The sequence below is a fragment of the Actinosynnema sp. ALI-1.44 genome, assembly GCF_001984155.1.
GTDB lineage: Bacteria > Actinomycetota > Actinomycetes > Mycobacteriales > Pseudonocardiaceae > Kibdelosporangium.
The window spans coordinates 1-12,947 of the sequence record NZ_MTQO01000049.1 but is presented as its reverse complement, the minus strand read 5'-3'; the positions used below and the strand labels follow the sequence as shown (position 1 = coordinate 12,947).

Sequence of the window (12,947 nt, the reverse complement as noted above, 5' to 3'; positions counted from 1 at the left end):
GCGATCGTCTTGATCTGGACTAGCGTTACACCGAAAGTGGACGATTCAGGCCGAGGGAGTTGTTAAGCACAATGAGTGCTCCGCAGCCGCCGCACGATCCGAACCAGGGCGGTCAGCCACCTCAGGAGCAGGAAGGCGCGCTGCAGGTGCCGGAGAGCACCCAGGTGCTCAAGCCTGGTCAGCAGCAGCCGGACCAGTCACCCGAGGTGACCCAGATGGTCCAGCCTGGCCAGCCGGGGCAGCCGCCGCAACAGGGCGAATCCACCCAGATGGTGCCGCCCGGGTCGATGCCGCCGCCGATGCCGCAGTACGAGCCGCCGCCCAGCGCGGCCGACCAGCCGCCGTCACCGCCCGGGGGGTTCCCGCCGCCGCAGAGCCAGCAGCAGACGCAGGCGATCGGCGGATACGGCCAGCCGTCGCAGTTCGGCCAGCCGGCACCGGGCCAGCAGCCGCCGCCGGGGTTCGCCCCGCCGCCCGGTTACCAACAGCCCGGTTACCAACAGCCCGGCGCGTACGGCCAGCCTTACGGGCAACCCGGATACGGCCAGTACGGCCCGCCCGGTGGTGGCAACACGCAGATCATCAGCTGGGCCATCGCCGGTGTGGCCGCGATCCTCGGTCTGGTCGCCGCGATCCTGGTGTTCGTCGACATGGGTGACATCTCCGACTACGCCAAGGGCTGGTCCCAGGCGTCCGACGCGATGAAGGAGAACATCGACATCATCCCGGGGCCCATGGTGTGGGTCACGTCCATCCTGGCGGTGCTCGGTGGGCTCGCCGCGGTCGGCGCGGGTGTGATGATCTTCCTGAAGAACAAGCTCGGCGCCATGCTGCTGCTCGTCGGCGGTGGCCTGATGTTCGTGGGTTCCCTGCTGTTCATCATCCTCAAGGGGAAGCTCGAGCTGGACTCGCCGATCAGCGGCTGGGTCATCCTCAGCCTGATTGCGGGCATCATCGTCGCCGGTCTCGGTGCGTTGCAGTTCTTCCCGGGCACCAAGGCGTTCGTCGGTGCGGGACCGGCCCCGGTCGTCGGCGGGTTCCAGCAGCCGCCGCCGCCCGGCTTCGGACCGGCGCCGTACGGCCAGCAGCCTCCGCCCGGATATGGCCAGCAGCAGCCGCCTCCCGGCTACGGTCAGCAGCCGCCGCCCCAGCCCGGTCAGCAGCCGCCGCCGGGTTACGGCCAGCCGCCGCCCGGCTACGGTCAGCAGCCGCCGCAGCAGTGGTGATCGAATGACGGAAAATGGGGCGTCCCACGCGGGGCGCCCCATTTGCCACCTGGCGCCTGCACGATGGGGACGACTGTTCAGGACGCGTTTCGGAAAACCGGCCTGATCTGCGGAGAACTGGTCTATGGTCGTGGCCACTAGAGGCCAACCGGCCTAGCGGTTCGGGGAGAACAGTCGTGAGCTATCCACAGCAGGGCGGGTATCCGCAGCAGCCTTACCCGCAGCAGCCGTACCCGGCGGCGCCGTCCGGCGGCAGCCCGGCGACGGCGATCATCGCGGCCGTCCTCGCGCTCGCGATCGCCGGCTTCGAGGTCGTGTTGCTGGTCAACGAGTCCACCCTGATCGAGAACCTCAGCAAGCTGCCGGGCGGGATCGTCACGATCCTCGTCGGCCAGCTGATCGTCGGCCTGGTGATGCTGATCGGCTCGATCGTGACGTTCGCCCGCAAGACCGCGGGAGCGGTGCTGATCCTGATCGGCGCGCTGCTCGGTGTCGCCAGTGTGCTGACCGAACCGCTGATGCTGCCGGGCGGCAGCAAGAACCTCGGCCTGTTCTACGAGACGATCTTCGAGTTCGGTCAGGCCGAGGCCACGTGCCGGGCCCTGATCGTGATCGTCGCGCCGTTGGCGCTGATCTTCGCCGTGCTGCCGCCGACCTTCAAGTACCTGCGCGGCAACCGCAACGGCGACTACGCGGGTTATGGCGCCTACCCGCAGCAGCCCGGCTACCCGGTCGACCCGAATTCCGGCGGGTTCCCCCAACAGGGCTACCCGCAGCAAGGTGGTTACCCCCAGCAACAGCAAGGTGGCGGTTACCCCCAGCAGCCCGGTTGGTGAGCGGTCACCCGTCCGGATGGATCGTCCCACCATCTGGTCACTCGACTGGATCCACGTAGGATTGCGCTATGTCAGAAGGGGACTCCACGCTGGGGTTTGAGACCCGGGCGATCCACGTGGGACAGCAGCCGGATCCGCGTACCGGCGCGGTCATCCCGCCAATCTACGCGACCTCCACTTTCGCTCAGGACGGCGTCGGTGGCCTGCGTGAAGGCGGTTACGAGTACTCCCGTACCCGCAATCCCACGAGGACGGCGCTGGAGGAGTGTCTGGCGTCGCTCGAGGGCGGACGGCACGCGCTGGCGTTCCCGTCCGGAATGGCCGCGAGCGACGTGGCGCTGCGGACGTTGCTGCGCCCCGGCGACCACGTGGTGATCCCGGACGACGCGTACGGCGGCACGTTCCGCCTGGTCGACAAGGTGCTCAAGCAGTGGGGCATCGAGCACACGCCGGTGCACCAGCCGGACCTGGCCGCGGTCAGGGCGGCGATCCGCCCGAACACCAAGGTGATCTGGTGTGAGACGCCGACCAACCCGCTGCTGGCCATCTCCGACCTGGCCGGACTGGCCCAGATCGCGGCCGAGGCGGGCGCGCGGCTGGTCGTGGACAACACGTTCGCCACGCCGTACCTGCAGTCCCCGCTGGGGCTGGGCGCGGACGTGGTGCTGCACTCGACGACGAAGTACCTCGGCGGCCACTCCGACGTCGTCGGCGGTGCGCTGATCACGTCGGACGACGCGTTGAACGAGGAGTTCGCCTTCCTGCGCAACGCTTCGGGCTCGGTGCCCGGCCCGTTCGACGCCTGGCTGACGCTGCGTGGCGTGAAGACGCTCGCGGTGCGCATGGAGCGCCACTCGGACAACGCCGAGCGCGTCGTCGAAGCGCTGCTCGGGCACTCGCGCGTCGAGCGCGTCTACTACCCGGGCCTGCGGGAACACCCGGGCCACGAGATCGCGGCCAAGCAGATGCGCCGGTTCGGCGGCATGGTGTCGTTCACGGTGGCCGGTGGCGAGCAGGCCGCGCTGGACGTGACGTCGAAGGCGGAGCTGTTCATCCTGGCCGAGTCGCTCGGCGGCGTCGAGTCCCTGATCGAGCACCCCCACAAGATGACGCACGCGAGCGTGGCGGGTTCGGAGCTGGAAGTGCCGGACAACCTGGTGCGCCTGTCAGTGGGCATCGAGGACGGCACAGACCTGGTCCAGGACCTCCTCCAAGCCCTGGCCTGAAAACCCTCGTGAGTGTTGTGGCCGGTCAGAACCGGCCACAACACTCACGATGTTATTGCTGGTAGCCCGCTGGTTCGCCCTCGTGCTGCGGTGGGGCGATCGGTGCTGGTGGGAGGTCGCGTGCGTCGATGCATCCGCCGACCAGTTCGACGTAGCCGTCGCGCTGGACGTACTGGCCTGGGCTGGCACACCCGGCACTGGACGCGCTGAACACAGCGACGCCCGCCAGAGCTGTGGCAGCGGCCAACGCACCGACCAGTGGCACCATTCCAGCGGCCCGGGTTGCACGTGCCATTGCTTACTCTGCCCCTTGTCGGCGACTACTCCTTGCCGCCGAGGATACCTGCCTTCGTGCACGGATGAGCCGCGGCGGCGACAATGACAGGATTCTTTAAGGGAAACGCCGCCGTTTCCGGTGGTGTACCGGCTGAATGGCCTACTTCTTCGGTCGGTATCCGGCCGGCAGGCCGTGCATGACGATGTCGCGGTACGCGTCCACCGCGTCGGTCGGCTGCCGGACGAGCGCCGGGTCGCGCTCCACGTCCACTGTGTACAGACCGAACCTCGGCCGGTAGGTGCCCCACTCGAAGTTGTCGGTCAGGCTCCAGTAGTTGTAGCCGAGCACGGTCACCCCCTCCGACTGTGCCCTGTGCATCCAGTACACGTGGTCGCGCAGGTGGTCGGTGCGGGTGTACCCGTCAGGTCGCGGCTGTCCGTCGTCGGTGGGCATCCCGTTTTCCACGACGTACAACGGCAATTGCGGAGACCGTCGGGCGTAGTGCTTGAGGGCGCGGTAGATGCCCTTCGGTTCCGGGTCGATCCGGTACGGCTTGCCGGTCGCGCCGTGCAGCGCGGTGAGGTTGCCCGGGGTGACGTCGTAGTAGTAGTCGATGCCGACGAAATCGATGCTTCCGGCGATCCGGTCGAGGAAACCCAAGTCCACCAACCGGTTCACCACCGGGATGTACGCGACGTTGCTCGACACCAACGCTTCCGGGTCGGTTTCGTGGATCAGCCGGTACGCCGCCTTGTGCGCCCGCGCCATCCGGCCCGGCATCATCGGGCTGAACCGGCGCATCCGGATCTCGTGTGCCATGTAGACAGTCGGTTCGTTGAACGTAATCCAGATGGTTCCGTTGCCCGCGTAGCGCTTGACGACGCGGTCGGCGTTCGTCAGCCACAACTCGGTCATCCGCGGGTTGCGCCAGCCGCCCGTCCAACCCGGGTAGACCCAGTGGTCGAGCGTGATCATCGGGCGCATCCCGGTCGCGCGGACCTTGGCGACGACGTCGTCGTAGAACTCGAAGTCCCATTCACCGGGGATCCGCTGCACGCGCGCCCACTCCACGCACAGCCGGAAAACCTGGACGCCGAGGTCCGCGGCCAGTTCGATGTCCTGCGGGTAGCGGTGCAGGAAGTCCGCGGAATCGCGGTAGCCGGTGGCGAAGGCCGACCAGTTGCTGGCAGGCGCCGACCCCTCGGACTGGTACCCGGCACCGGCGACGCCCCACAGGAACATGTCCACCAGGCTATCGACCGACTTGCGGTGACGGACCGTAGTCGGAACTGCCACCCGTCAGTGGAGTGGTTAACGCCTTCCGGCGAACACGGCGCATCGGTGTTTCGAGACGGCCCGCTGAAGCGTCCCAGATGTGTGAGCGCTGAGACCTACGACATCGGGATCTCTCGTCGGCTGAGCCGTGCGGAGCTGACGTTGCTGTGCCAGCAGCACCGCGCCTGGCTGTTGGCGTACTGCCAAAAGCGGGTGGGCTGTCGGCACGACGCCGAGGACGCGGTGCAGGCGGTCTTCGAGAAGCTGCAGCGGCGCCCGCCGCGGCACCCGATCGTGAACCCGAGGGTCTTCCTGGCCACGGTGGCGCTCAACCTGATCAAGGACGCGGCCCGCAGCGAGGCGCGGTCGCCGCGGTCCGCGTCCTACGCGATGGAACTGCTCGACCAGCTGGCCGCCGACGACGAGGTCGGCAAGACCAGCTCACTGGACGCCAAGCGGTTCATCGAGAAGGCCAAGCCGATGCTCACCGCGCGGCAGCTCGACGTGCTCGCCTGCTACCTGGCGGTCGAAGGCGGTGTGCTGACCGACAGCGAAGCGGCGCTGGAGCTCAAGATCAAGCCGTCGGCGCTGCGCGGAACGTTCCAGCGCCTGCCGGAGTTTGTCGGCGAGGCGATCGTGGCCGCGACCCTGTCGGCGGACGACCAGATGCGGTGTCCCGGCGTGACCAGGATCCTCCGCGAGGCTGGTCCGCACGGCAGGCTCGGCAGCCGGATCAACCGGCACGTCAAATCGTGTTCGGTGTGCCGGGAACGGCAGGCCGAGACGCTGGAAGGTGTGCACAAGGCCATGTTCGTGGTGCCGATCGGCGTGCTCGGCTCGTTCCTCACGTTCAAGAAGGCCGCTGTCGCCGCCGTTGTCACCGTCGCGGCCGTCACCGGTGCGCTGATTGTCAACCAGGGCGGGGCAACCACCGAGCAAGGTGTGGCGATGCCTGTCACCTCGATACGAATGGCCTCACCCGCCGCGCAGCCGGAGAGCGCGAGCCTGACATCGGACAGCACGTCCCGTGTGGCCGTACCACCGCCGGTGAAGCTGTCTACTTCCGTTGCACCGCAACCGGTACGGCCAGTGGTGCCGCCGTCGCCGGTGGCGCGGACGCGGAAGGCCGAGCCGCCGACGATCATCGCAGGTCCGGACGCGATCGCGGCCCGGCAGATCGGTACCGGCGGCAGGTGCCCGTCGGCGACAAGGGTGAAGGTCGGTGTCACCGCTCCGGACGGGCTCGCGTCGGTGCGGATGACCATGCGCATCCGCGACACCACAGTGACGATCTCGATGATCGGCTTCGCGGGCACCTGGTACAGCCAGGTCGGACCGTTCCCGCACCGCTACGCCGGTCACCACGCGGACGTGACGGTCGAGGCCGTCGGCCGCGACGGCCAGTCAACCACCCGCGGCTTGGGGCAGGTCGCGGTCACCCGATGCTGAAGGCGGCGTTTTGCCTTGCCACGCTAAGGCAAAACGCCGCCGTCCAGCGCCACTCCACAGGATTGCGAGCAGGACTTGCAGGAAGCCTCGGCGCTCCTGCTCGCGCTCGATCGCCTCGAACAGGGCCTTGAAGTTGCCCTTGCCGAAGCCGAGCGAGCCGTGCCGTTCGATCAGCTCGTGGAACACCGTCGGCGGTCACCGATCGGCTTGGTGAAGATCTGCAGCAGGTAGTGACTTGACCGGACGCCAGGATCAGCTCAAGGCCGCAGAATGAGCAAGTGTTCGTGGTTCAGCTGGACAATCTGCCCAAAGCGGTCTAGTCCGCGACGGCGAGTTCGTGCAATAAGACCAGCGTCACGCTTTTACTACTTGCATAGCGCTCACAACAAGCGAATGCTTGGGTCAGGCAACTAGTTGTAGGAACCAAGTATCTTTTGGCGGAGCGCGGGTCATGGCTGACCAAGCACAGGAGCTCCCCGTCGCGGAAGAACTCGGGAACCAGTTGGTGCGGCTGCTGACCATGGTCGGCAGGGCCAAGGCCCAGTTCACGCAGGCGACAGGAGACGGCATCGAGCGAGCGGCGTACGCGCTGCTCGCGCACCTGGTGAAAGAAGGGCCGAAGAGGATCACCGCACTGGCCGACGCCGTCCACTCCGACACGTCCACGGTGTCCAGACAGACCAGCGCGCTGGTGGCCCACGGACTGGTCGAACGGACCGCCGACCCGGTGGACGGCAGAGCCTGCCTGCTGGTGGCCACCGACGAGGGGCGCGGCACCTTCGACCGGGCGCGAGCCGAGCGGACCAGGCACATCGCCGCCGTGCTGGCCGAGTGGCCGTCGGGTGAACGGCGCACGTTGGTGATGTTGCTCGACCGCCTGAACACCGATTTCGAGAACTACCACCCAGTGGGGGAAGCCCGATGACCGAAACCGCCGTCGCGCCGCCGAGGGCGCTGCCGGCACAGCTCTCGCACCGCCAGATCCTGGTGATCCTCAGCGGCCTGATGCTCGGCATGTTCCTGGCCGCGCTGGACCAGACCATCGTCGGCACGTCGATCAGGACGATCGCCGACGACCTCGACGGGTTGAGCCTGCAGGCATGGGCCACCACGGCGTACCTGATCACGTCGACGATCACCACGCCGATCTACGGCAAGCTGTCCGACATCTACGGCCGCAAGCCGTTCTACCTGCTCGCGATCTCGTTGTTCGTCATCGGCTCGCTGGCCTGCACGTTCTCCCAGTCGATGTACCAACTCGCGGCCTTCCGCGCGCTGCAGGGACTCGGTGCGGGCGGCCTGATGTCGCTGGCGTTCACGATCATCGCGGACATCGTCTCCCCGCGGGAGCGCGCCAAGTACCAGGGCTACTTCATGGCCGTGTTCGGCACGTCCAGCGTGCTCGGCCCGGTCCTCGGCGGGTTCCTCGCCGGTCAGAAGGACATCCTGGGCATCGACGGCTGGCGCTGGGTGTTCCTGGTGAACGTGCCGATCGGCGTCCTGGCGCTGTTCGTCGTGGCGCGCGTGCTGAACGTGCCGCACGAGCGGCACGACCACAAGATCGACTGGTTCGGCGCGTTGACGCTGGTCGTCGGGGTCGTGCCGCTGCTGATCATCGCCGAGCAGGGCCGCGAGTGGGGGTGGACGTCGCAGCGGTCGATCCTCTGCTACGCCATCGGCGTGGTCGGGCTGATCGCGTTCGTCATGGTCGAGGCCAAGATGCAGGACGCGGCGCTGATCCCGTTGCGGCTGTTCAAGAACTCGACGTTCTCGATGGTGATCCTCGCCGGGGTGATCCTCGGTGTCGGCATGTTCGGCGGGATCACGATGGTGCCGCAGTACCTGCAGATCGTGAAGGGCGAGACGCCGACGTCGGCCGGCCTGCTGATGCTGCCGCTGATGGTCGGCATCATGATCGCGTCGTTCACGTCCGGCCGGATCACCGCGAAAACCGGGCGCTACAAGATCTTCCCGATCATCGGCAGCGCGCTGCTCGTGGCGGGGATGGGCCTGTTCCACACCATCGAAGTGGACAGTCCACTGTGGCAGCCGATGCTCTACATGGGCGTGTTCGGACTCGGTCTCGGCCTGTCGATGCAGACGCTGACCATCGCCGCGCAGAACGCGGCGCCACCGCGTGACATGGGCGTGTCGACCGCGTCGGCCACGTTCTTCCGGCAGATGGGTGGCACGATCGGTGTCGCGGTGTTCCTGTCGGTGCTGTTCAGCACGGTCGGCGACAAGATCAGGGAGGCGTTCGAGCGGATCGCGCCGACGAGTTCGTTCCAGCAGGCGCTGACCGATCCCGCGGTGCTGGCCAACCCCCAGAACGCCCAGGTGATCAAGGGACTGCAGGGCGGCGGCGTCGGCAACGTGCTGCAGGACTCGTCGTTCCTGCAGCAGATCGATCCACGGCTGGCGCGGCCGTTCCTCGAGGGCTTCACCGACTCGATCCAGATGGTGTTCCTCGCCGGGATGTTCGTGATGGTGCTGGCGTTCATCGTCTCCCTGTTCATCAAGGAGATCCCGTTGCGGACCGGCAACGCCATCCAGTCGGCGATGGTCGAGGGCGGCGAGGCGATGCTGCCCGACCCCGCGCCCGAGCCGGAACCCGAGCAGCCGCGCGGCAAGCACGTCAAGCCGGAGGCCGTGACGGCTCCGTTGTCCCTCAACGGACACCAGCCGTTGATGGGCGCGGTGCAGAACGGCGACGGCTCGGCGGTCGGCGGTGCGGGCCTGACCCTGATCGACCACACGGGACAGCAGGTGGCCCGCGGCAACACGGACGCGTTCGGCCGCTACCAGTTGCAGACGCCGGGACAGGGCGCGTACGTGCTGATCGCGTCGGCGCCGGGGCACCAGCCCTCCGCGTCGCCGCTGACAGTCGCCTCCCAGCCGCTGGTGCTCGACCTGACGCTGGTCGGCGCGGGCGAGGTCGCCGGGGTCATCCGCACCGAGCGGATGGGCAATCCCGTGCAGGCCGCGACCGTGACGTTGACCGACCGCGAAGGGCACGTCATCGGGTCACACCCGAGCGCGTCCGACGGCAGCTACCGGTTCACGAGCGTTGGCGCGGGCGCGTACACGCTGGTGGTGAACGCCGACGGGTACCGCCCCGCCGCCGTGCCGCTGGCCGTGCCCGAGGTCGGCGAGGTCCGCCAGGACGTGCAGTTGACCAGCGGAGCCGCGTTGTGCGGCATCGCCCGCAACCACCGGGGCGTGCCGGTCGCCGAAGCGCGGATCACGATCATCGACAAGGACGGTTCGGTGGTCAGCGTGTCCACGACCGACGACAACGGCCGGTACCGCATCACGGAACTCGGGCCGGGCGAGTACACGGTCATCGCCAGCGGGTACGCGCCGACGGTGGACCACGTCCGTCTCGGCGACGGGGAACACATGGACCACGACGTGGTTCTAGGGTTTGAGGAGTGGAAGTAACCCCGATCGACGCACTGGACGCCCGGCTGCTGCTGTTGCTCACCGACGAGCCGCGGCTGGGCGTCCTGGAGTGTTCCCGGCGCCTCGGCGTCGCCAGAGGCACCGTCCAGGCCAGGTTGGACAGGTTGATCAGGACCGGGGTGCTGACGGGTTTCCCGCCAGCGCTGAACCTCGAGGCGATGGGCTACGGCCTGACCGCGTTCGCGGTCGTGGAGATCGCGCAGGGATACCGCGGTCCGGTGACCGAGGGCCTGGCGTCGATCGACGAGGTGTGCGAAGTGCACGCGACGACAGGACAGGGCGACCTCCTTGTCAGGATGGTCGCCCAGTCCAACGAAGACCTGCAACGAGTGATCGACGAGGTCGTCAACGTCGCGGGCGTGCAGCGGATGTCCACCTCCATCGCGCTGTCGACGCCCATCCCACTGCGCTCACGCCCACTGCTCGAGCGCGTGGCGAGAACCACCGAAGTCACCGACTAGGAACCGGCCGGTCTGCCCGTCCGCGCGCCGCTCCCGCCGGGTGAGACGTTTCAGCCGTTGTACGGAACCGCCTTGATCAGGGTGACCTTCTGGGACGCGCCGCTGGGCAGCTCGTACTCGCGGGTCTCGCCTTCCTTCGCGCCCAGCAGGGCGCGGCCGAGCGGGGATTCGGGGGAGAACACGTCGAGGTCGCCTTCGGCGCCCTCCTCGCGGGTGGCGAGCAGGAACTGCTCGGTGTCGTCGTCGCCGTCGTAACGGATCGTGAGCACCTTGCCCGGCTCGGCCAGGCCGTCGTTCGCGGGCGCCTCGCCCACCTTGGCGTTGCGCAGCAGCTCCTGCAGGTGCCGGATCCGCGCCTCTGCCTGCCCCTGCTCCTCGCGTGCCGCGTGGTAGCCACCGTTTTCCTTGAGGTCGCCCTCTTCACGGCTGGCGTTGATCTTCGCGGCGATGACCGGGCGGTTCTCGATCGCCTCGTCAAGCTCCTGCTTGAGGCGGTTGTAGGCTTCCTGCGTCAGCCAGGTCACCTTGCTATCGCTCACGGTCACCAACTCCTCGTCTTGCTCCCGGAACCCGCGGATGCGGGGCGGTGTGTTCCGGAACCCCGCGGTCCCGGAACGTCAAAACACGGCCCGCCAGGGGCCGTGCCGGTATAAGAGGATAACACGATCAGTAGCGACCATGTTTCCGAAATGTCCGATTTATCGCCTTCCGGCTTAGGTTTCACTCCGTTGGCCGCGCCTCCGTGGACAGGTAGGACGGCACCTGGTACGAGCACCCGTACACGTCGGCTGTGACGGGCTCGCCGGAGCTCTTGATCACAGTCGAAACTGTACTCTCACCAGGCGGTATGAGCACTTCCTTCCGGCCGCCCTCCGAGCCGTCCCGCACTCGGGCCCGCACGACGCACACGGCCGGTTTGCCAGGTTCGTCACGCGTCACGGTGAACGTGATCTTGACCGTGTCCGGGCCCGCTGGGCTGAACGCCGTCCGCTCCGCGTCGATCGGCGCACTGCCGAGGTTGCTGTAAGCGACGAACGCGATCCCCCCGGCGAGTATCAAGCCCACTCCGGTCAGCGCCCACTTCCGTGTACGGCTCATCGGCGGCCGGGCGCGTGAGCCGTAGCGGCCCTCGGGCAAGGTGACGCGGCTCTCCAAAACGGGGTCTCCCGACAACTGGACTCGCGCCCACGGGAACAATGTGGGTCACGTACTTGTCGAGTATCCGTGGGGGCCTGGGGCGTTGGCACGCGGGGTACAGGGAGAGAGGAACCCATGGCTGAGAAGCTGCGTTTGATGGCAGTCCACGCGCACCCGGACGACGAGTCGAGCAAGGGTGCCGCGACCATGGCCAAGTACGTGGCTGATGGGCACGAGGTCATGGTGGTCACGCTCACCGGTGGTGAGCGGGGCAGCATCCTCAACCCGGCCATGGAACGGCCGGACGTGCTCGACAACATGACCGAGATCAGACGTGCCGAGATGGCCGAGGCCGCGCGCATCCTGGGCATCAAGCACCGCTGGCTGGGCTACGTCGACTCGGGCCTGCCGGAGGGCGACCCGCTGCCGCCGCTGCCGGAAGGCTGCTTCGCGCTGGTCCCGACGGAAGAAGCGGCGGGCAAGCTGGTCGAGGCGGTGCGCGAGTTCCGCCCGCACGTGATCGTCACCTACGACGAGAACGGCGGCTACCCGCACCCGGACCACATCAAGTGCCACGAGGTCTCCGTGGCGGCGTTCGACGCGGCAGGCGACCCGGACCGGTACCCGCAGGCAGGCGAGCCGTGGACACCGCTGAAGCTGTACTACTCGCACGGCTTCTCCCGTAAGCGCCTGCAGACGATGCACGACGCGATGATCGCGAGGGGCATGGAGTCGCCCTACGAGGAGTGGCTGAAGAGGTGGACTGACGACAAGGCGGACACCGCCGACCGCGTCACAACCAGGGTCGAGTGCGGCGAGTACTTCCACATCAGGGACGATGCGTTGCGGGCGCACGCGACCCAGATCGACCCCAACAGCCGCTGGTTCGCCATACCCCTGGAGCTGCAGAGGGAGATCTGGCCGTTCGAGGAGTACGAGCTGGCCCGCTCGCTGGTGGACACGACGCTGCCGGAGAACGACCTGTTCGCCGGCATCAACGAGAAGGTGACCGCATGACCTTCACGGCACTGGTGGCACAGCCGCCGCCCATGCCCGACGACCCGGGTGGCCGAGGTGAGGACTTCGGCAAGTCCTCACCGGTGGGGCTGCTCGTCCTGCTCGTGTTCCTGGTCGCGGTGGTGTTCCTGGCCCGCTCGATGACCAAGCACCTCAAGCGGGTCCCGAAGAGCTTCGACAAGCCCGACGCGGAAGCCACCGACGCCACCGAGACCCCAGAGGCATCAGCCGAGCCGGACACAGCGCCGGACTCGAAGCCGGAGTCGAAATCGACGACATCGAAATCGGACGCGGAGTCGGAAGAAGAGAAGAACGGCGCCAAGGCCTGACGGTCCCTGAACGCGGCGCGGTAGGCAGTCGGCGAGACGCCCAGCGCGTCCTGCGGGTGTAGCCGCAACGACAGCGCAGAAGTTCGCGGCTCGCGCGTTGCGTCAGCCCACAACGGGCTTGCACGTAAGCGCAGAGCAGGCGGCGTGCGCGCTAGCGCAGAGTGGTGCTTCGGGGGTGTCTCCTGCCCGTCGGCCTGGGCGAAGCCAACCACGGGCTGTCAAGAGGTCGGCCTCCAAAAGAGCCCCAGCGAC

The 12,947-nt window shown here is 67.7% G+C and carries 13 protein-coding genes and 1 pseudogene; 9 read left to right on the top strand and 5 right to left on the bottom strand.

Features of this window, described 5'->3' with window-relative positions:
• Positions 1 to 71: 71 nt before the first annotated feature.
• The 3 genes from ALI144C_RS30055 (at position 72) to ALI144C_RS30045 (ending at position 3,288) form a co-directional block, all read left to right on the top strand.
• Positions 72 to 1,226 carry a hypothetical protein gene (locus ALI144C_RS30055; RefSeq protein ID WP_143230959.1) on the top strand — a complete coding sequence of 385 codons (1,155 nt, stop codon included), beginning with the start codon at positions 72 to 74 and terminating at the stop codon, positions 1,224 to 1,226.
• A gap of 176 nt (positions 1,227 to 1,402) precedes the next feature.
• Positions 1,403 to 2,062: a hypothetical protein gene (locus ALI144C_RS56415; protein ID WP_076990572.1), complete on the top strand. Its 660-nt coding sequence runs from the start codon at positions 1,403 to 1,405 to the stop codon at positions 2,060 to 2,062.
• 68 nt (positions 2,063 to 2,130) lie between these two features.
• Positions 2,131 to 3,288: a cystathionine gamma-synthase gene (locus tag ALI144C_RS30045; protein ID WP_076990571.1), complete on the top strand. Its 1,158-nt coding sequence runs from the start codon at positions 2,131 to 2,133 to the stop codon at positions 3,286 to 3,288.
• 52 nt (positions 3,289 to 3,340) lie between these two features.
• On the opposite strand, the gene ALI144C_RS30040 is transcribed toward ALI144C_RS30045, so the two are convergent.
• A complete protein-coding gene (locus ALI144C_RS30040; protein WP_076990570.1) occupies positions 3,341 to 3,583 on the bottom strand; it encodes a hypothetical protein in 243 nt (80 codons plus the stop codon).
• A gap of 141 nt (positions 3,584 to 3,724) precedes the next feature.
• Entirely contained in the window at positions 3,725 to 4,807 is a 1,083-nt protein-coding gene (locus ALI144C_RS57800; RefSeq protein WP_076990963.1) for a family 1 glycosylhydrolase, read from the bottom strand.
• 135 nt (positions 4,808 to 4,942) lie between these two features.
• On the opposite strand from ALI144C_RS57800, the gene ALI144C_RS30030 reads away from it, so the two are divergent.
• Complete coding sequence (locus ALI144C_RS30030) at positions 4,943 to 6,289, top strand: RNA polymerase sigma factor (protein WP_076990569.1); 1,347 nt, start codon at positions 4,943 to 4,945, stop codon at positions 6,287 to 6,289.
• A gap of 78 nt (positions 6,290 to 6,367) precedes the next feature.
• Here ALI144C_RS30030 and ALI144C_RS54740 read toward each other — a convergent pair.
• Positions 6,368 to 6,519, bottom strand: a pseudogene (locus tag ALI144C_RS54740) (4-hydroxyphenylpyruvate dioxygenase); the annotation flags it as partial.
• Between the two features lie 221 nt (positions 6,520 to 6,740).
• Between ALI144C_RS54740 and ALI144C_RS30025 the strand changes: the two are divergent.
• Genes ALI144C_RS30025 through ALI144C_RS30015 form a run of 3 tightly spaced genes read left to right on the top strand, consistent with a single transcriptional unit; the run spans position 6,741 to position 10,212 of the window.
• Positions 6,741 to 7,214, top strand: coding sequence for a MarR family winged helix-turn-helix transcriptional regulator (locus ALI144C_RS30025; protein WP_076990568.1), 474 nt, complete (start codon positions 6,741 to 6,743; stop codon positions 7,212 to 7,214).
• Positions 7,211 to 9,730 carry an MFS transporter gene (locus tag ALI144C_RS30020; protein WP_076990567.1) on the top strand — a complete coding sequence of 840 codons (2,520 nt, stop codon included), beginning with the start codon at positions 7,211 to 7,213 and terminating at the stop codon, positions 9,728 to 9,730. Before ALI144C_RS30025 ends, ALI144C_RS30020 begins: the two co-directional genes overlap by 4 nt.
• Positions 9,721 to 10,212: an Lrp/AsnC family transcriptional regulator gene (locus ALI144C_RS30015; protein ID WP_076990566.1), complete on the top strand. Its 492-nt coding sequence runs from the start codon at positions 9,721 to 9,723 to the stop codon at positions 10,210 to 10,212. Before ALI144C_RS30020 ends, ALI144C_RS30015 begins: the two co-directional genes overlap by 10 nt.
• 50 nt (positions 10,213 to 10,262) lie before the next feature.
• On the opposite strand, the gene greA is transcribed toward ALI144C_RS30015, so the two are convergent.
• Positions 10,263 to 10,760: a transcription elongation factor GreA gene (gene greA, locus ALI144C_RS30010; RefSeq protein ID WP_054296447.1), complete on the bottom strand. Its 498-nt coding sequence runs from the start codon at positions 10,758 to 10,760 to the stop codon at positions 10,263 to 10,265.
• A 172-nt stretch (positions 10,761 to 10,932) separates the two neighbouring features.
• Complete coding sequence (locus tag ALI144C_RS30005) at positions 10,933 to 11,367, bottom strand: DUF4307 domain-containing protein (RefSeq protein ID WP_237774384.1); 435 nt, start codon at positions 11,365 to 11,367, stop codon at positions 10,933 to 10,935.
• A 117-nt stretch (positions 11,368 to 11,484) separates the two neighbouring features.
• Between ALI144C_RS30005 and mca the strand changes: the two genes are divergently transcribed.
• Positions 11,485 to 12,366, top strand: a complete 882-nt coding sequence (mca, locus tag ALI144C_RS30000; RefSeq protein ID WP_076990565.1) for a mycothiol conjugate amidase Mca — start codon at positions 11,485 to 11,487, stop codon at positions 12,364 to 12,366.
• Positions 12,363 to 12,695 (top strand): hypothetical protein, encoded by a 333-nt coding sequence (locus tag ALI144C_RS29995; RefSeq protein WP_076990564.1) that lies wholly within the window; start codon positions 12,363 to 12,365, stop codon positions 12,693 to 12,695. The genes mca and ALI144C_RS29995 overlap by 4 nt, the downstream gene beginning before the upstream one ends.
• Positions 12,696 to 12,947 lie beyond the last annotated feature (252 nt).